The organism is Kitasatospora albolonga, assembly GCA_002082585.1.
Classification (GTDB): Bacteria; Actinomycetota; Actinomycetes; order Streptomycetales; family Streptomycetaceae; genus Streptomyces; species Streptomyces stephensoniae.
Genome location: CP020563.1, coordinates 388,981 through 406,053, shown reverse-complemented (window position 1 = coordinate 406,053; position 17,073 = coordinate 388,981). Strand labels below are relative to the sequence as shown.

Annotated in this window: 15 protein-coding genes and 1 pseudogene; 12 read left to right on the top strand and 4 right to left on the bottom strand. The window is 74.5% G+C overall.

What is annotated here, in order from left to right:
• Positions 1 to 33: 33 nt before the first annotated feature.
• Positions 34 to 519: a hypothetical protein gene (locus B7C62_01680; protein ID ARF71108.1), complete on the bottom strand. Its 486-nt coding sequence runs from the start codon at positions 517 to 519 to the stop codon at positions 34 to 36.
• A 256-nt stretch (positions 520 to 775) separates the two neighbouring features.
• Between B7C62_01680 and B7C62_01675 the strand changes: the two genes are divergently transcribed.
• Positions 776 to 2,092 (top strand): Tellurium resistance, encoded by a 1,317-nt coding sequence (locus B7C62_01675; protein ID ARF71107.1) that lies wholly within the window; start codon positions 776 to 778, stop codon positions 2,090 to 2,092.
• A gap of 66 nt (positions 2,093 to 2,158) precedes the next feature.
• On the opposite strand, the gene B7C62_01670 is transcribed toward B7C62_01675, so the two are convergent.
• The gene (locus B7C62_01670) at positions 2,159 to 3,358 is read right to left on the bottom strand and encodes a glycosyl transferase family 2 (GenBank protein ID ARF71106.1); all 1,200 of its coding nucleotides are present in this window, start codon (positions 3,356 to 3,358) and stop codon (positions 2,159 to 2,161) included.
• Positions 3,359 to 3,416: 58 nt separating this feature from the next.
• Here B7C62_01670 and B7C62_01665 point away from each other — a divergent pair, with 58 nt between their 5' ends.
• The 6 genes and pseudogenes from B7C62_01665 to B7C62_01640 all read left to right on the top strand — a co-directional run bounded on the left by B7C62_01665 (position 3,417) and on the right by B7C62_01640 (position 9,081).
• Positions 3,417 to 4,199 carry a glutamate racemase gene (locus B7C62_01665; protein ARF71105.1) on the top strand — a complete coding sequence of 261 codons (783 nt, stop codon included), beginning with the start codon at positions 3,417 to 3,419 and terminating at the stop codon, positions 4,197 to 4,199.
• 62 nt (positions 4,200 to 4,261) lie between these two features.
• Positions 4,262 to 4,801: pseudogene (locus B7C62_01660) on the top strand (hypothetical protein).
• Positions 4,802 to 5,042: 241 nt separating this feature from the next.
• Positions 5,043 to 6,635 (top strand): apolipoprotein N-acyltransferase, encoded by a 1,593-nt coding sequence (locus B7C62_01655; protein ID ARF71104.1) that lies wholly within the window; start codon positions 5,043 to 5,045, stop codon positions 6,633 to 6,635.
• A gap of 30 nt (positions 6,636 to 6,665) precedes the next feature.
• On the top strand, positions 6,666 to 7,148 hold the full coding sequence (locus tag B7C62_01650) for an NUDIX hydrolase (protein ID ARF71103.1): 483 nt from the start codon (positions 6,666 to 6,668) through the stop codon (positions 7,146 to 7,148).
• Between the two features lie 72 nt (positions 7,149 to 7,220).
• Positions 7,221 to 8,150 carry a short-chain dehydrogenase gene (locus B7C62_01645; protein ID ARF71102.1) on the top strand — a complete coding sequence of 310 codons (930 nt, stop codon included), beginning with the start codon at positions 7,221 to 7,223 and terminating at the stop codon, positions 8,148 to 8,150.
• A 145-nt stretch (positions 8,151 to 8,295) separates the two neighbouring features.
• Positions 8,296 to 9,081, top strand: a complete 786-nt coding sequence (locus tag B7C62_01640) for an S-adenosyl methyltransferase (protein ARF71101.1) — start codon at positions 8,296 to 8,298, stop codon at positions 9,079 to 9,081.
• 175 nt (positions 9,082 to 9,256) lie between these two features.
• On the opposite strand, the gene B7C62_01635 is transcribed toward B7C62_01640, so the two are convergent.
• Positions 9,257 to 9,934 carry an HSP18 transcriptional regulator gene (locus B7C62_01635; GenBank protein ID ARF71100.1) on the bottom strand — a complete coding sequence of 226 codons (678 nt, stop codon included), beginning with the start codon at positions 9,932 to 9,934 and terminating at the stop codon, positions 9,257 to 9,259.
• 128 nt (positions 9,935 to 10,062) lie between these two features.
• On the opposite strand from B7C62_01635, the gene B7C62_01630 reads away from it, so the two are divergent.
• From B7C62_01630 to B7C62_01620, 3 genes are all read left to right on the top strand, one after another.
• A complete protein-coding gene (locus B7C62_01630; protein ARF71099.1) occupies positions 10,063 to 10,494 on the top strand; it encodes a heat-shock protein Hsp20 in 432 nt (143 codons plus the stop codon).
• Between the two features lie 91 nt (positions 10,495 to 10,585).
• The gene (locus B7C62_01625; protein ID ARF71098.1) at positions 10,586 to 10,981 is read left to right on the top strand and encodes a hypothetical protein; all 396 of its coding nucleotides are present in this window, start codon (positions 10,586 to 10,588) and stop codon (positions 10,979 to 10,981) included.
• A gap of 97 nt (positions 10,982 to 11,078) precedes the next feature.
• Entirely contained in the window at positions 11,079 to 11,516 is a 438-nt protein-coding gene (locus tag B7C62_01620) for a hypothetical protein (protein ARF71097.1), read from the top strand.
• A gap of 4 nt (positions 11,517 to 11,520) precedes the next feature.
• Here the strand turns inward: B7C62_01620 and B7C62_01615 are convergent, their stop codons facing one another.
• Complete coding sequence (locus B7C62_01615; protein ARF71096.1) at positions 11,521 to 13,359, bottom strand: phage tail protein; 1,839 nt, start codon at positions 13,357 to 13,359, stop codon at positions 11,521 to 11,523.
• A gap of 232 nt (positions 13,360 to 13,591) precedes the next feature.
• Between B7C62_01615 and B7C62_01610 the strand changes: the two genes are divergently transcribed.
• Both B7C62_01610 and B7C62_01605 read left to right on the top strand, forming a co-directional pair.
• The gene (locus B7C62_01610) at positions 13,592 to 15,373 is read left to right on the top strand and encodes a multidrug ABC transporter ATP-binding protein (GenBank protein ID ARF76932.1); all 1,782 of its coding nucleotides are present in this window, start codon (positions 13,592 to 13,594) and stop codon (positions 15,371 to 15,373) included.
• The gene (locus B7C62_01605) at positions 15,366 to 17,069 is read left to right on the top strand and encodes a multidrug ABC transporter ATP-binding protein (GenBank protein ID ARF71095.1); all 1,704 of its coding nucleotides are present in this window, start codon (positions 15,366 to 15,368) and stop codon (positions 17,067 to 17,069) included. The genes B7C62_01610 and B7C62_01605 overlap by 8 nt, the downstream gene beginning before the upstream one ends.
• Positions 17,070 to 17,073: the final 4 nt, after the last annotated feature.

The window sequence follows — 17,073 nt, the reverse complement described above, 5'->3', positions numbered from 1 at the left end:
TCCGGCCGTACCCGTGCGTGACCGTCGCCCGGGTCAGTACCCCCGGCTCTGGTACGGCCGGTTGTACGGGTCCTCGTACGGCGACGGGGCCGGCGCGGGGCGCGGCGAGGCCGGGCGCATCGACTCGTACCCGGTGCCCGGGGCGGGGCGCTGCGGCTGGGGCTGCTGCCCGTAGCCGCGGACCGCCGAGGGCTGCTGCGGGATGTACGGCGCCGGGGCGCTCTGGAGCCCGGCCGGATACATCGGCGCCTGCTGCGCGGGGGCCTGCTGGTACTGCGGCACCGGCTGCTGCTGCGGGTAGCCGTAGGAACCGGTGGGCTGCGAGGGGGCCGCGGGGAGCGCAGGCAGCGCCGACGGCAGGGCCGGCAGATAGCTGCTGGAGGTGTCGTACGCGGCCGGGACGCGGATCGGGGCGATCTGCGGGGTGCCCCGCTCCGCGACCAGGGAGTCGTAGATCGGAGTGTCGGGGAACGACGCGGCGTAGTAGCCGCCGCCGAAGGCGGAGCGAGGGGAGGTCATGCCACCTAAGTTAAGCCCACGATGTGCTGGTTGGGGAGTCCGATAAGAGGGTTCGTTTCCGCGATGTGAGTGAACCGCAATCCCCAATGCGAGCGAACTTGGCAAAAAAGGGCGCACCGACCATCGATGATCGTGTAAAGGCCGAGTTCACGAGGGGTTACCGGCGGATCGCCGGAACCGTCTCCGTACCGGGCGGCACACCGCGCCGGGGCCGGGGATTAGGTTGGGGGAAATGCCTGCGGGCAGCCGGACTCCGATGGGGGCGAGCATGACCATGCAAAAAGGAACCAACGTTCCGGTGCCTGCGGGCACCGTCCGAGTGGAACTGGGGTGGCGGTCCGCCGCGGGCGCTCCCGATGTCGACGGCTCCGCGCTCCTGCTGGTGTCGGGAAAGGTCCGCGACGACGCCGACTTCGTCTTCTACAACCAGCCTGCCCACGCGTCCGGCGCCGTCCGCCACGAGGGCAAGCGGACCGCCGGTGACGGGGTCACCGACACCCTCGCCGTCGACTTCGGCCGGGTCGAGCCGGCGATCGAGCGGATCGTCGTCGCCGCGTCGGCCGACGGCGGCAGCTTCGGCCGGGTGAACGGCCTGTACGTACGGATCGTGGACGCGGCGAACGGCGCCGAGCTCGCCCGCTTCGACTCCACGGACGCCACGGTCGAGACCGCGTTCATCCTCGGTGAGCTCTACCGGCGCCAGGGCGCCTGGAAGTTCCGCGCGGTCGGACAGGGCTACAGCACCGGGCTCGAAGGGCTGGCGACGGACTTCGGCATCTCCGTCGACGAACCGCAGCAGGCCCCCGCGCCCACGCCGTCCCGGCCCGCCGCGGCCCCCGTACCCCCGGCGGCCCCCGTGCCTCCCGCACCTCCCGCACCTCCCGTGGCCCCTGTCGCGCCGCCCGCCCCCGTGGCCCCGCCCGTCACCCAGCCCGTACGGCTGTCCAAGATCACGCTGACGAAGGAGGCGCCGGCCGTCTCCCTCGCCAAGCAGGGCGGCACCTCCGGCGCGCTCCGCGTCAATCTCAACTGGGAAGTGCGCAAGCAGTTCAAGGGCTGGGGAGCGAAACTCGGCCGGGCCGTCGCGATGCACGGAGATCTCGATCTGGATCTCTGCGCGCTGTACGAACTCACCGACGGCCGCAAGGGAGTTGTCCAGGCACTCGGAAACGCGTTCGGCTCGCTGAACCAGCCGCCGTTCATCCACCTCGACGGCGACGACCGTACCGGCGCGCTCTCCACCGGAGAGAACATGACCGTCAACCTCGACCGCAAGGACCTGCTCCGCCGCGTACTGATCTTCGTCACCATCTATGAAGGCGCCCGGAGTTTCGCCGATCTCCACGCCACGGTCACCCTCCAGCCGCAGAACGGCGCGGCGATCGACTTCTCCCTCGACGAATGCACCGTGCCCTCCACGGTCTGCGCGCTTGCCCTGATCACCAACAACGGCGGCGACCTCACCGTGCAGCGCGAGGCCCGCTACCTCGTCCCGAACCGGGGCGTCAGCCCGCAGCGCACCATCGACGCCGCCTACGGCTGGGGCATGAACTGGACCCCGGGCCGCAAGTGAGCCGCCCGTTAGCCGCACTTGCCCCGCCGCCGCCCGGCCGGACCCGGCGCCCGCTCCCGAGGGGCGTCACCGGTCGGGCGCGGCCTCGGGCGCCGCGTCCGGACCGGGCCGGGCGTACGTACGCCCCTTCCAGGCCGCGCCCCGCCCCCGGTAGTGCCGCACCGCCGAGTCCACCGTCATCAGCAGGTACAGCACCGCCGTGAACGGCAGCAGCGGCCCCAGCCACGGCGACTGCCGGTAGTAGGCCAGCATCGGCAGGTACGTCGCCGTCATCACCGCCCAGGCCGCGCCGCCCGCCCAGGCCGCCACCGCGTCGCCCGCCGCCAGCCCGGCCGCCAGGGTCGCGGGCGGAGCCACGTACACGAGCAGCAGCCCCGGCACCGTCCCCGCCAGCAGCAGCGGACTGTGCCGCAACTGCGCGTACGCGCTGCGCGCCACCATCCGCCACAGGTCCTTCAGCCCCGGATACGGCCGCACGCTGTCCACCCGCTCCGCCAGCCCCAGCCAGATCCGGCCGCCGCCGCGCCGCACCTCCCGGGCCAGCGACACATCGTCGATCACCGCCTGCCGGATCGACTCCGGGACGCGCGCCCGCTCGGCCGCCTCCGTCCGCAGCAGCACACAGCCGCCCGCCGCCGCTGCCGTACGCGACCGGGCCCGGTTCACCCGGCGGAACGGGTAGAGCTGCCCGAAGAAGTAGACGAACGCGGGCACCACCAGCCGCTCCCAGAAGCTCTCCACCCGCAGCCGCGCCATCTGCGACACCAGGTCGTACCCCTCCGGCCCGCCGTCCCCGGCCGCCGCCACCAGATCCCGCAGGCTGTCCGGCTCGTGCGCGATGTCAGCGTCCGTCAGCAGCAGGAAGTCCGGCTTGTGGCGCCGGGCCAGCGCGATCCCGTGCCGCAGCGCCCAGAGCTTGCCCGTCCACCCCGGCTCCGGCTCCCCGGGCTCCACCACCGTCAGCGGCAGCCCGCCGAACCGGTCGCCCAGCTCCCGCGCCAGCCGCCCCGTACCGTCGCCGGAACAGTCGTCCACCAGGATGATCCACGCCTCGCCCGGATAGTCCTGGACCAGCAGCGAGGGCAGGGACACCGGCAGCATCTCGGCCTCGTCGCGGGCCGGTACCACCACCGCCACCGACGGCCAGCGCACCGGGTCGGCGCGCCGGGGGAGCCGCTGGTCGGTCCGCCAGTAGAACCCCTGCCCCAGCAGCAGCCACACCCATACGGCCAGCGAACCCACGGCGATCCAGGCAACGGCGCTCATTCGCCGCAGTCTGCCCCACTGAGCCCGGCCCGCAAGGGCTGTCGGCTAGGGTGACCGGGTGAAGATCGCGCTCATGGACTCCGGAATCGGCCTGCTGGCGGCAGCGGCCGCCGTTCGCCGACTGCGGCCCGACGCCGAACTCGTCATCTCCTCCGACCCCGCTTCGATGCCCTGGGGCCCGCACACCCCCGAGGAGATCACCGCCCGCGCGCTGGCCGTCGCCCGCGCCGCCGCCGCCCACCGGCCGGACGCCTTGATCGTCGCGTGCAACACCGCGTCCGTCCACGCCCTGCCCGCGCTCCGCGCCGCGCTGGAGCCCGCGCTGCCCGTCATCGGCACCGTCCCCGCCATCAAGCCGGCCGCCGCGGGCGGCGGCCCCGTCGCCATCTGGGCCACCCCGGCCACCACCGGCAGCCCCTACCAGCGCGGGCTGATCGCCGAGTTCGCCGGGGCTGTCGATGTCACCGAGGTCCCCTGCCCCGGACTCGCCGACGCCATCGAGCACGGGGACGAGGCGGGCATCGACCGGGCCGTCGCCGCCGCCGCCGCTCTCACTCCACCGGGCGTACGGTCCGTGGTGCTCGGCTGCACCCACTACGAGCTGGTGGCCGACCGCATCCGCGCCGCCGTCCAGCGCCCCGGCCCGCCGCTCGTCCTGCACGGCTCCGCCGGGGCCGTGGCCGCCCAGGCGCTCCGCCGTATCGGCGCCGGACCCGCCCCGATCGCCGGACCGACCGGCACCCTCACCGTCCTGCTCGGCGGCCGTCCCGGCACCCTCCCGGCCCCCGCCCTCACCTACGCGGAGGGCCGCGCCCTCCAGGCCGCCGCCCCCGCCCGCTGAGCCGCCCGCCACCCCTGCCCGACCCCGGGCCGGGCAGCGGGAACGTGGGTACGCTGCTGAATATGACGGACCACCCCGAGCGCGCCCACCACGGCTCGACGCAGGCACCGTCCACCGTCTGGACCGGCCGCGCGACCAACCGCTTCCAGTGGCTCCTGGCCCTCGCGGGCGCGGGCTGCATGGCCCTGGGCATCGAGCTCGCCGTCGGCTCGCCCTGGTCCTCCGGGATCGCCCCGCTGCTGATGTCCGTCATCGGCTGTGTCGCCGTCGGACTGCTGATCCTCTTCGGGACGCTCGCCTTCGTCCATGTCGCCGTGAAGGTCGACGGGGACGCCCTGGAGGTCCGCTGCGGCCACGCCGGGCTGCCGCGCCGCCGCATCCTGCTCACCCATGTGGTCGGCGCGGAGTACGTCCCCCGGATCAACCCGCGCCAGTGGGGCGGCTGGGGCTACCGCTGGCGCCCCGAACAGGGCACCGCCGTCGTCGTGCGCAAGGGGGAGGGCATGGCCCTCCGGCTCGGGGACGGCCGCACCTTCACCGTGACGGTCGACGACGCGCAGAGCGCCGTACGGTTCATCCGCGCACGCCTGCACCTGGCCGCCGTCGCCGACCGCAGCCGGGGCCGGGACCTCAGCAGGGCCCACGGCCTGAGCCAGGACCCGAACCTGAGCCGGGGCCGGAGCGGCGACCGGCGCCGGGACCGGGGCTGACCGTACGGAGCCGGGAGCGGGCGGCGGGGCGGCCGGGCCCGTAGGCCGGAGCCCCGCGTACAGCCGACCGCCCCGCAGGCCGGAGCCCCCGCGCACAGCCGGCCGCCGTAGACTCCGCCGGGTGAGCGCCACTATGACCCCCGTCGCCGCCCCGTCGCCCGGGCCGACGCCCCCGCCCGCCGGATGGCCCCGGCGGCTGCTGCGTCCGGCCGCCGCCGTCCTCTCCGGGGTGCTGCTCTACGCGAGCTTCCCGCCCCGGCCCCTCTGGTGGCTCGTCCTGCCCGGCTTCGCCCTGCTCGGCTGGGTCCTGCACGGGCGCCGACTGCGCGCCGCCTTCGGCCTCGGGCTGCTGTCCGGGCTCGGCTTCATGCTCCCGCTGCTGCGCTGGACCGGCGAGGACGTCGGCCCGGTGCCGTGGCTCGCCCTCGCCACCGCCGAGGCGCTGTTCATCGCGGTGGGCTGCCTCGGGATCGCCGCCGTGAGCAGGCTCGCGTACTGGCCGGTCTGGGCCGCCGCTGTCTGGACCCTGGACGAGGCGGTCCGCGCCCGTATCCCGTTCGGCGGCTTCCCCTGGGGCAAGATCGCCTTCGGCCAGGCGGAGAGCGCGTTCCTGCCGCTCGCCGCGCTCGGCGGCACCCCGCTGCTCACCTTCGCCGTCGTCCTGTGCGGCTTCGGGCTGTACGAGGGCGTACGCCACCTCCGTACGTACCGCTCCTCCGGCACGACGCACCGCGCCGCCGCGGCCGGAGCCGCCGCCTGCGTCCTCGCCCCGGTGGTGGCCGCGCTCGCCGCCCTTCCGCTGGTCGACGCCTCCGCCGAGGACGGCACCGCCACCGTCGCCGCGATCCAGGGCAACGTGCCCCGCCTCGGCCTGGACTTCAACGCCCAGCGCCGCGCGGTCCTGGACAACCACGCCAACCGCACCATCCAGCTCGCCGACGAGGTGAGGGCGGGCAAGGCGAAGCAGCCCGACTTCGTCCTCTGGCCGGAGAACTCCTCCGACCTCGACCCCTACCGCAACGCCGACGCCCACCAGATCATCGACGACGCGGTCAAGGAGATCGGCGCCCCCACGGTCATCGGCTCGGTGGTCGAGAAGGGCACCGACAGCCTGCGCAACACGCTGATCGAGTGGGACCCGGAGAAGGGCCCCGTCGACACCTACGACAAGCGGTTCATCCAGCCGTTCGGCGAGTACATGCCGATGCGGACGGTCGCCCGTGTCTTCAGCAAGGACGTCGACCGGGTGCAGCGCGAGTTCGTCGCCGGTACGAAGGTCGGCGTCTTCGACCTCGCCGGTACGAAGGTGGGGCTGGTGACCTGCTACGAGGCCGCCTTCGACGCCGCCGCCCGCGACACCGTCCGCCACGGCGGCCAGATGATCGCCGTACCGAGCAACAACGCCACCTTCGGCCGCAGCGAGATGACCTACCAGCAGCTCGCCATGTCCCAGGTGCGGGCCGTCGAGCACGGCCGGGCCGTCGTCGTCCCCGTCACCAGCGGGGTCAGCGCCGTGATCCGGCCCGACGGCACCATCGCCGACCGGAGCGGCATGTTCACCCCCGACGCCCTGGTCGCCGAGGTCCCGCTGCGCTCCTCGCTCACCCCGGCCACCCGCATGGGCCCGCTGCCGGAGGGCCTCATCGCCCTGCTGGCCGCGGCGGGCCTGGGCTGGGCGGGAGCGTCGGCGGTACGGGCCCGGAAGGAGCGGGGCACCGCGCGGTAGACCGCGACCCGGCCACGTAGGCTCGGGGCCATGGCGACTCCCGACTTCATCCGCACCATCCGCGCCACCGCCGGACACCAGCTGCTCCTGCTGCCCGGGGTGACCGCCGTCGTCTTCGACGACGAGGGGCAGGTGCTGCTGGGGCGGCGCGCGGACACCGGGAAGTGGTCGGTGATCGGCGGCATCGCGGAGCCCGGCGAGGAGCCCGCGCTGACGGCCGAGCGCGAGGTGCTGGAGGAGACCGGGGTGCACTGCGTGGCGGAGCGGCTGGTGCTCACCCAGGCGCTGAAGCCCGTGCAGTACGCCAACGGGGACCGCTGCCAGTACCTCGACCTCACCTTCCGCTGCCGGGCGACCGGCGGCGAGGCCCGGGTGAACGACGACGAGTCGCTGGAGGTGGGCTGGTTCCCGCTGGACGGGCTGCCGCCGCTCGCCGAGTTCGCCCTCTTCCGGATCAAGCAGGCCCTCACGGAGGGACCGGCCTGGTTCCGGCGCACGTCGGCGGAGGGCTGACCCGGGTGTGACCCCGACCCCCACCGGGGAAGCCCGGGTGTGACCCGGCCGCCATCGGGGAGGTGTGCGGGTATGAGCTCCTGGAACCTGCACGACATGCCCGACCTCTCCGGCAGGACCGCCGTGGTCACCGGCGCCAACAGCGGCATCGGCGCGGTCACCGCGCTCGCCCTGGCCCGCTCCGGCGCCCGTACCGTCCTCGCCTGCCGCGACCCCGAACGAGGACGGCGCGCGCTGGAGGCCGTACGCCGTGCCGCGCCGTGCTCGGACACCCGGCTGGTCCGCCTGGACCTGGCGGATCTGGCCTCGGTCGCCGAGGCGGCCGACACCATCGCCAAGGAGGTCGACGGCCGCCTCGACCTCCTGATCAACAACGCCGGGGTGATGGCCCTGCCGCCCCTGCGCACGGCGGACGGCTTCGAGATGCAGTTCGGCACCAACCACCTCGGCCACTTCGCCCTCACCCTCCGGCTGCTCCCGGTCCTCGGCGTGACGGGACCGGCCCGGGTGGTGACCCTGTCCTCGCTGGGCCACCGGATCGGCCGTATCGACCTCGGCAACCTCAACGCCGAACGCGGGTACAGCAAGTGGGGCGCCTACGCGCAGTCCAAACTCGCCAACCTGCTCTTCACCGCGGAACTCGACCGGCGCGCCCGGGCCTCCGGCCGCGACCTCACCGCGCTCGCCGCCCACCCCGGCCTCGCCGCCACGGAGCTGGGGCAGGCGGGGCCGAAGCTGTCCGGCCGGAGGTGGGCGGCGAAGCTGGAGCGGGCCTCACGGCTGTACACCCAGCCCGCCTCCGCCGGAGCCCTGCCCACGCTGTACGCGGCGACCCTCCCGGCCGCGCCCGGCGGCTCGTACTACGGCCCCGGGCGGCTGGGCGAGACCCGGGGAGCCCCGGCCGAGGCCCGCAGGTCCGCCCGGGCGCGGGACCTGGCCATGGCGCGGGCGCTGTGGGAGGAGTCGGCGCGGCTCACCGGACTGGACCCGGACGCCGTCTGAACGGATGCGGGACCGGCGGGCGGGAGACGGTCCCGGCGGAAGGCGGGACCGGCGGGCGGCGGACGGGCGATGTACGGTCGGACCGGGCTCCTACCGGCGGTCACGCGGTCAACGGCCTTGGACGGGAAGCGAGTGGAGGAGAGACATGAGCGTCGACGACGTCGAGTTCCGCCGCAGGATTCGCTCCGACGTCCCGCACTCGGCGAGGGTGTGGAACGCCTGGCTGGGCGGCAAGGACAACTATCCGGTGGACCGTGAACTGGCCGACGCGGTGAGCGCGGCCTACCCCCAGATGGTCGACATCGCCCGTGCCTCCCGCGCCTTCCAGGCCCGCGCGATCCGGCACCTCGCCTCGCTGGGCGTACGCCAGTTCCTGGACGTGGGCACCGGCCTGCCGGTGGCGAACAGCACCCACGAGGTGGCGCAGGGCATCACGCCCGACGCGCGGATCGTCTACGTCGACAACGACCCCATCGTCCTCGCCCACGCGCACGCCCTGCTGACCAGCGCCCCGGAGGGCCGTACGGCCTATGTGGAGGCCGATCTCTCCGAGACGGACACGGTGGTCGGCGAGGCGGCGAAGACGCTCGACCTGTCCGAGCCGGTCGCCGTGCTGCTCCTGTCGACGCTCGGCCATCTGACCCCCGCCGACGGCATCGCGGTGGTTCAGCGGTACATGGCCCGGATGCCGTCCGGGAGTTACCTGGTGCTCTGCGACACGGTGAAGACACCGCAGACGCTGGCCGCGCAGGAGGCGTACGACTCCGGCGAGAACCCGCCGTACCTGGTCCGGGAGCCGGAGGAGATCACCGCCTGCGCCGAGGGCCTGGAGATCATCGACCCCGGCTTCCTGACGATCGCGCTGTGGCGCCCGGAGGAGGAGGACCCGGTCCTGGTCGACCAGTGGGGGCTGGTGGCCCGCAAGCCGTAGCCGGTCGGCCGGGGCGGAGCGGACGAGCCGGCGGAGGGCTTCCGGAGCCCCCGCCGACCGGGCGTTGTGCCGCCCGGCTGTTCCGTCGGCGCAGGTGCTCGGTCGGCTCAGGTTGTTCCGTCGGCCCAGGTGCTCGGTCGGGCCAGGTTGTTCCGTCCCTCAGCTGTCGCGTCCCTCAGGTGTTCTGCCTGCGGGCCGCGCTGTCCTCGCGCAGCTCTCCGGTGCGGCGGGTCAGCGAGTCGATCCGCGCGGCCAGGTGGCGCTGGTCCGGCGGCAGATGCGGCCGGACCGCCGCGAGCGGGGCGACGAGGAGCGCGGCGTCGTCGGCGGCCAGCGCCCGGCGCAGCTCGTCCAGCGGGGGTTCCCCGGGGGCGGGTAGGCCGGTCAGCGCGGTGACCTGCCCGGCCAGCGAGCGCAGGTCCGCCGCGTTCTCCCGGGCCCAGGTGGTGATGGTCCGGTCGGCCGCGCGCCGGTCCCGGGTGGCCCGGACCCGCTGCTCCCCGGTGGAGCCCAGCGAGCCCGGCCGCAGCCGCAGATAGCGGCGCTCGGCCGCCTGGCGGCTGGCGACCCCGAGCGGGTCCGCCAGCTCGGCCCAGCTGGCGCCCGCCGCACGGGCGGCCTCGATCAGCCCGCTCTCCCAGCCTGCGAGCCGCTCCCGCACCTCCCGCAGCAGCTGGAGCGAGGCCAGCGCCCGCTCCCGGTCGTCCGCCGAACCCTCGGACCGCTCCGCCGTGGCGGCCCGGGCGCCCTGGACCGCGTCGTCGATGGCCCCCAGCGCCGCCGTCGCGGCGAGGAGGGAGACGGCGTCGGGATCGGGGTGGCGGGTCGGGTCGGGCTGCTTCGCTGTCGGCACGGTGACTCCTTCTGCGTGGTTGTCGTCCTTCCGGTGACATTTCATTTGTCATCGAATGGATGACATGCTACAACGGTGTCAGGTGAAACGCGCGGGCTACCGCCCGACCGACTGGAGGTGTTTCCGCAATGCTCATGCGTACCGACCCCTTCCGGGAACTCGACCGGATCACCGAGCAGATCCTGCGCCCCGGCACCTGGTCGCGGCCCTCGGCGATGCCGATGGACGCGTACCGCGAGGGCGAGGAGTACGTGGTGGCGTTCGATCTTCCCGGTGTCTCGCCGGACGCGATCGACATCGACGTCGAGCGCAACATGCTGACCGTCCGGGCCGAGCGCCGGCCGGCCGTCAACACGGACAACGTGCAGATGGAGCTCTCCGAGCGTCCGCTCGGCGTGTTCTCCCGGCAGATCGTCCTGGCCGACACCCTGGACACCGAACGCATCGACGCCGACTACGACGCGGGTGTCCTGACCCTGCGCATCCCGATCGCCGAGCGGGCCAAGCCCCGCAAGATCTCCGTCGGCGGGGGCTCCTCGCACAAGCAGATCAAGGGCTGAACCGGTACGCCCGTCCATGTGACGGGAGCCGGGCCGGACCTTCTCCCCCGTCCCGGCCCGGCTCCCGTCCCCGCCCGAGGGAGCGGTCGCCGTGACCCTGCGATGGGAGGCGTTCCTGGACCGGGTCCGGGAACGCGGCACGTACGAGAGCCGGGACGAGGCCGAGCGCGCCGCACGCGTCGTACTGGCCCTGCTCGGCGCCCACCTGGTGGGCCGGGAGCGGGCGGAACTCGCCGCCCGGCTCCCCGAGACCATGGCCCTGATCCTGCTCAACCCGCTCCAGGCCGCCGAACCGCTCTCGCCGGAGCGGTTCGTCCGCGCCACGGCGGCCTGGATCGAGGGCGCCACCGAACGCACCGCCGTCTGGGACGTGGGAGCCGTCCTCAGCGTCGCCGCCGAAGCGGCGGGCGAGGACCTCCTGCGCCGCGTCCTGCTGCAGCTGCCGACGGGGTACGACCTCCTTTTCGGCCATCCGCAGTCCCCGTGACCGCACCGATACCCCCCAGGGGGTGTACGGCGGCGCTTTCGGAGAAGAAGCCAGAGACCACCGACACCGCATGACGACGAGAAGGGCTGCCGCCGCCATGATTCCTGAGCCCCGGACCATCGCCGCCCCGAAGGCCATGACGTTCGACCGGCTGCTGGAGAAGATCAGATACGAGGGCGCCTACCCCACCCGGGAGCGGGCCGAGGAGGCGCTGCGCGCCGTACTGGGCGGGCTGGGCCGCCAGGTGACCGGCGAGGAGCGGGTCGCGTTCGCCGCCGCGCTCCCCAGGGAGGCCGCCCAGGTGTTCACCGCCGAGGCCCCCGGCATCGACCCGGCCCCGGCCGCCCGCTTCGTGGACGACCTGGCCGCGCGGACGGGCGGCACGGCGGCCACCGCCCGCTGGGACGCGGGCACCGTGCTGACGGCGGTCTCCGCACGGATGGACCCGGACCTCGTCACCCGGGTCATCGAGTCCCTGCCGACCGGCTACGCCCTGCTCTTCGGCCGCGCCCAGCTCCTCACCACGGCGGCCTGAGCCCTCACCCCTCCGCCGGGCGCTCCAGCACCCACAGCCGGTGGTCCCAGCCGATGTCGTCGCAGCTGCGCACCCGCAGACCGGCCCGTACGGCCAGGGCACCCAGCTCGTCCTGCGAGCGCAGCCCCGAGCCGAACAGGCAGGCCAGCCGCAGGTGCTGGAGCACAGCGTCCTCGTCCCCGGCCACGGGGCGGATCTGCTCGACCAGGAGCAGCGTCCCGTCCGGGGGCAGGGCGCCGGCCGCCTCCGCGAGCGCCAGTACGGCGTCCTCGTCGGCCAGCCGCTCCAGAAGGCGCGAGACCAGGACGGTGCTGCCCCCATGCGGCACCGGCCCGGTCTGCGGGATCAGTTCGACGTTCGGTGAGACGTCGGTGTCCAGGATCTGCTCGTCGAGCACCCGGAGTTCGGAGGGCAGCGCCGCGATCCGGACGCGTAGCGCGGGATACGCCTTGACCAGCGCGTTCACCAGTGTGCCGACTCCGTGGCCGCCCGCCGTCAGGGTGGTGACCGAGGCCCAGTCGTACGCCTTCGAAACCCCGGGCGCGACCCAGCGGGCCTCCTCCTCCACGGCCGCGCGGGCACTTCCGGCCAGCCGCTCGTCGGTGCGCATCGCCGTGGCCACCCAGTCGCCGCCCGCCGTCCGGTAGCCGGGCTCGCCGGTCCGCAGGGTGTGCAGCAGACCCGACAGGGAGAGGTCCATCGCCGCCTGCGCACCGCCCAGGTGGTACTCCTCCGACGAGTGGTCGTCCTCGACCAGCTCCTCGCTCACCGGCGTCAGCCGGTGGCCGCCTTCCCCGTCCGCCTCCAGCAGCCCGAGCGTCACCAGGTACGCCAGCAGCGCGCCCAGCAGCGACGCGTCCGTGCCCGTGCGCCGGGCCAGCTCGGCGGAGCCGGTCACCCCGTCCCGTACGAGATCGAACAGGCCGAGCGTGACGGCGGTCCGGATGGCGAACCCCGGGGCCAGATCGGTGAGTTCATGCAGCCGCTCGTGCGCCTCCTCGTCCTCCGGCACGGTGTCGGCCGCCCCCGGGGCGGGTTCGGTGCGCCGCCAGTAGCCGGTGAAGTGCATCTGCTCGCGCGGCACTTGGCGGTCGGCGGAGATATGGCGGCGGATGCCCTTGAGCGTGACCGCCTCGCCCGCCGCCCACACATAGACCGTGCCGGGCAGCCACTCCATGGACCGCACGGCCTGCTCCAGCAGGTCCGTCGTCCCGGCCGGGGCGCCGTCGCGCGACAGCCAGGTGACGACCGCGTCGGCGGCGGTCGGCAGCTCCTGGCGGTGGCTCTCCTCACCGACCTCGATGAAGACCCGGGCCCGGGTGCCCGCTGGCATCTCCGCCAGCCACCGGGCGATCGCGGGCAGCGCCGTCTCGTCACCGATGACCAGCAGCCAGTCCGCGCCCTCCGGGTGACCGTGCGACATCTTCGGCCCGGCGATCCAGGTCACCTCACCGGGCTTCACCCGCTGCGCCCAGGACGAGGCGACCCCGCCCTCGTGCCGGACGAAGTCGAAGTCGATCTCCCCGGCCTCCGGGTCGAACCGCACCGGCGTGTAGTCCTTGGCGAGAGGCCGGGCGTCCACCGGCCACTCCAGGCTGCTGACGTTCTGCCCCGGCAGCACCGGAGGCGCGTCGCCCTCCGCGAAGAAGAACTTCACATGGTCGTCGAACCCCTCCGTGCGCAGCGCCGGAAGGTCCAGCCCGTCCCGGTGGAACGCGTGCAGCTGCGGACCGCCGAGGGTGACCCGCCGCATGCCCGGGGTGACGTCCGCGACGCGCAGCACCGTCAGCTCCCTCAGCACGATGGGGAACGTGACGACGGGGCGGGGGTTGCGGGTGGACACAGCTGCTGCTCCTTCGGACGCGGTACGCCCCCAGGCTAGGCCGGACGGGCGCCCCGGAATCCAACCAGCCGTCCACCCGGTGCCACTGCGCGCCCCGTTCCGGGCAAGGCGCCCGCTACCGGCCCGCTGCTTCGACCGGCCGCTCTCTGCCTTGGACCACGGCCGGAGCCCCGCTCCTACGGTGACCGGACCCGCCCGCACCACCGCCCGTGACCGAGGACAGCAGCCGCCCGTGATCTTCTCCCGCCGCCCCGCCGACCCCGCGCCACGGCTCCTGCGCCACGCCCTCTCCCGGGTCCGGGGCCACTTCCTGCGCTCGGTGGCCTGGGCCGCCCTGCGGCAGAGCGCCTTCCTCGCCATGCCCTGGCTGCTGGGCCGGGCCGTCGACGCCGAGGTCCAGACCGGATCGCCCGGCGGTGCCCTGCTGTACGGGGGCGCCTTCCTGGCCGCCGCCTGCGTCGAGTACGCCGGGATGCGCGGCTGGCAGCTGTGGGCCACGCTCGCCGACAACCGGGCCGGGACCTGGCTCCGCACCCGGCTGCTGAAGGCGATCCTCGCCGTCGACACCGACACCCTCCAGCGCCGCACCGGCACCTTCGGCGATCTGACCACCCGCGCCACCCGTGACGTGGACACCGTCCTCGTCTGGATTCACGGCCTGACCACCTGGGTCGTCATCGGCCTCACCGCGCTCGTCCTGGTCCCGGCCATCGGCGGTCTCGACCCGCTCCTCCTGCTGGTCGCCGCCGCCACCGTGCCCGTCCTCCTCGTCGTGAACCGGGTGTTCCCGCCGGTCTTCGGCCGCCGCGCCGAGCACCTCGCGGCAGCGCACGGGGCCCGGAGCTCCGCCGCCGACGAACTCCTCTCCGCCCTCCTGCCGCTGCGGGGCGTCGGCGCCGACCACGTCCTGGTGGAGCGGCACCACCGGCACAGCTCCGAGGTGACCCGCTCCACGCTGCGGCTCGCCTCGGTCGGGTCGGTGTGGGAGGCCGTCGCGTTCTCCGTACCGCTGCTGGCGGTCACCGCCGGACTGCTCGCCGGTGGTCTCGCGGTGGCCGACGGGCGGATCACGGTGGGGGCGCTGACCACCTTCGTCCTCTGGATGGGCACGGTCTCCCTCGCCGTCAACGCCCTGATCGGCCGCCTCGGGGACTTCGCCGAGGCCCGGGTCGCGGCGGACCGGATCGCCCGCGTCCTGGAGCTGCCCGCACCGCCCCGCCCGTACGCCGAGCTCCCCGGGCGGGGCGTCCTGCGGGTGGACGGGCTGACCGTACGGAGACCCGATCGGGCCACCGTCGGGCCGCTGACCCTCACAGCCGCCCCCGGTGAGTGGGTGGCGCTCACCGGCCCCACCGGCTCGGGCAAGAGCACCCTGCTCCGGGCCGTCGCCCAGCTCGTGCCCGCCTCCGGCACCGCCGCCTACGGGGACGTACGGCTGGACACCCTGGACCCGGAACAGCTGTACGCCCTGGTGGGGTTCGTCCCCGAAGGGCCCCTCCTGCTCCACGGCACCGTCACCGAGAACCTCCTCCTCCCCGGTGACCGCCCGCCCGCCGAGGTCGCCGCCGCCGCGCACACCGCCGGACTGGACCTGGCCCTCGCCCAGTTGCCCGACGGCCTGGACACCGAGGTGGGGGAGCGGGGCGGGGCGCTCTCCGGCGGGCAGCGCCAACTGGTCGCCCTGGCCCGGGCGTTGCTGCGCGACTGCCCGGTGCTGCTGCTCGACGACGTGACCTCCGCCCTCGACGCGGCGACCGAGGCCGAGGTGCTGGACCGGCTCCGGGCCGCCACCGCCGACCGGATCGTCCTCTTCGCCACCCACGCCCCCGCCGTCCGCGCCCGCGCCGACCGGGAGATCACCCTCGCGGCGCCGGGCGCGCGGGAGACCCCGCCCCGGGAGCCCGGCACCGGGGAGTCGCCCGGGGCAGGGAACACCCCGCCCCGGAAGCCCGGCACCGGGAAGAGCGCCCCCATCAGCACGCCCGCCCGTGAACAGGAATCCCTCCATGGCTGACCCCGCGCCGCTCACCGATCTCCCCGACCAGCGCGCCGTGTTCCGCCGGGCGGCCCCCTTCCTCGCCGGACACCGCCTCGCCCTCGCCGCCACCGTCCTCCTCAACCTCGCCGGGGCCGGGGCCGCCGTCGGCGTCACCGCGGCTATCGGGCGGGTCGTCGACGCGGCGGGCGGCGGCGACCGGCCGGGGCTGCTGCGCGGGGTGCTGCTCCTGCTGCTGCTCGTCGCGGGCAGCGGGGTCCTCACCTGGCTCTCCCGCTACTGGCTGATCAGGACCGGCGAACACGTCCTCGCCGGACTCCGCGAACGGGCCACCGCCGCCGTGGGCGCGGCTCCGCTGCGCTTCCTGGAGGCCCACCGCAGCGGCGAGTTGCTCCGCAGACTGACGGGCGAGATCAACGGACTGGCCTCCTTCGCCGCCGCCACCCTGCCCGATCTGGCCACCGCCGCCACGGTCCTCCTCCTCACCGCCGTCATGCTCGCCCTGTACTCCTGGCCGCTGACCGCCCTCCTGCTGCTCGCCTTCGTTCCTCCCGCCCTGCTGATCGTGTGCGCGTTCCACCGCCGGGCCGGAGCCGTCTACGCCGAAGTGGCCTCCGCCGAGGCGGCGGTGGCCTCCGGCTTCGCCGAATCGCTGCCCGCGCAGGAGCAGTTGAGGACGAGTGGCTCCGTACCGCGCTGGCTGGAGCGGTTCGCCGGTGACAACGCCCGGCTCCAGAAGGCCCAGAGCGCCGAGGTCCGCACCGAACTGCGCCTGAACCAGCTGGCGTTGCTCCAGGCGGGCTGTGTGGCGGGACTGCTGGTGATCAGCGCGGTCATGGTCGGCCGAGGGACGCTGAGCGTCGGCGTCGCGGTGGTGTTCGTCCTCGCGACCCGGGACATCTTCCACCGCTTCGAAGATCTCGCGGGAGCCGTCGGGGACGCCCGCGAGGCCCACGTACGGCTCGCGCGCCTCCTGGACCTGCTGCGGGCGACCGGCGGGGAGCGGCGTGCGGCCACCGGCCCCGAGCTGCCCGGGCGCGGCGAACTCACCGTCGAGGATGTCGGGTTCGGCTACCGCGAAGGGCGCAACGTCCTCGACGGGCTCACCCTCGCCGTCGACAGCGGCGAACGGCTCGTCATCGCGGGGGAGACCGGCTCCGGCAAGTCCACCCTGGGCAAGCTCCTGGCCGGTCTGTACGCCCCCGACCGGGGCACCGTCCGCTTCGCGGGCCACGACCTCGCCGCGGTGGACCCGGTCCGGCTGCGCTCCAGAATCGTCCTCGTACCCCAGGACGTGCCCCTCGTCGACGGCACGCTCGCGGAGAACCTGGCGATGACGGCGGGGAGTCCGGACCGGGCGGCCATGGAGCGCACCCTCGGGCTGCTCGGCCTGGCGGAGTGGGTGGACTCCCTCCCGTACGGGCTCGACACCGCCGTCTCCAGCCGGACCCTCTCCGCCGGGGAGCGCCAGCTCGTCGCCGTCGCCCGGGCCGCGCTCACCGATCCGGCGGTGCTGATCCTGGACGAGGCGACCGCCGGGGTCGACCACCGGGCCGCCGCCCGCATCGAGGAGGCGCTCTCCGCCCTCGCCGCCGACCGCACCCTCATCGTCATCGCCCACCGCGCCGACACCCTCGCCCGGGGCCGCCGCCTCCTGCGGATGCCCGAAGGCCGCCTCACCGCGATCGTGCGGGAGACGGCCGACAGGTCCTAGGGGA

What these genes read in the sequence shown, in the direction of transcription:
- B7C62_01670 (ARF71106.1), bottom strand. Translation starts at nt 3,358, where the DNA reads ATGAGCGCCGTTGCCTGGATCGCCGTGGGTTCGCTGGCCGTATGGGTG.
- B7C62_01630 (ARF71099.1), top strand. Translation starts at nt 10,063, where the DNA reads ATGCTCATGCGTACCGACCCCTTCCGGGAACTCGACCGGATCACCGAG.
- B7C62_01620 (ARF71097.1), top strand. Translation starts at nt 11,079, where the DNA reads ATGATTCCTGAGCCCCGGACCATCGCCGCCCCGAAGGCCATGACGTTC.
- B7C62_01640 (ARF71101.1), top strand. Translation starts at nt 8,296, where the DNA reads ATGAGCGTCGACGACGTCGAGTTCCGCCGCAGGATTCGCTCCGACGTC.
- B7C62_01650 (ARF71103.1), top strand. Translation starts at nt 6,666, where the DNA reads ATGGCGACTCCCGACTTCATCCGCACCATCCGCGCCACCGCCGGACAC.
- B7C62_01680 (ARF71108.1), bottom strand. Translation starts at nt 519, where the DNA reads ATGACCTCCCCTCGCTCCGCCTTCGGCGGCGGCTACTACGCCGCGTCG.
- B7C62_01645 (ARF71102.1), top strand. Translation starts at nt 7,221, where the DNA reads ATGAGCTCCTGGAACCTGCACGACATGCCCGACCTCTCCGGCAGGACC.
- B7C62_01675 (ARF71107.1), top strand. Translation starts at nt 776, where the DNA reads ATGGGGGCGAGCATGACCATGCAAAAAGGAACCAACGTTCCGGTGCCT.
- B7C62_01655 (ARF71104.1), top strand. Translation starts at nt 5,043, where the DNA reads ATGACCCCCGTCGCCGCCCCGTCGCCCGGGCCGACGCCCCCGCCCGCC.
- B7C62_01605 (ARF71095.1), top strand. Translation starts at nt 15,366, where the DNA reads ATGGCTGACCCCGCGCCGCTCACCGATCTCCCCGACCAGCGCGCCGTG.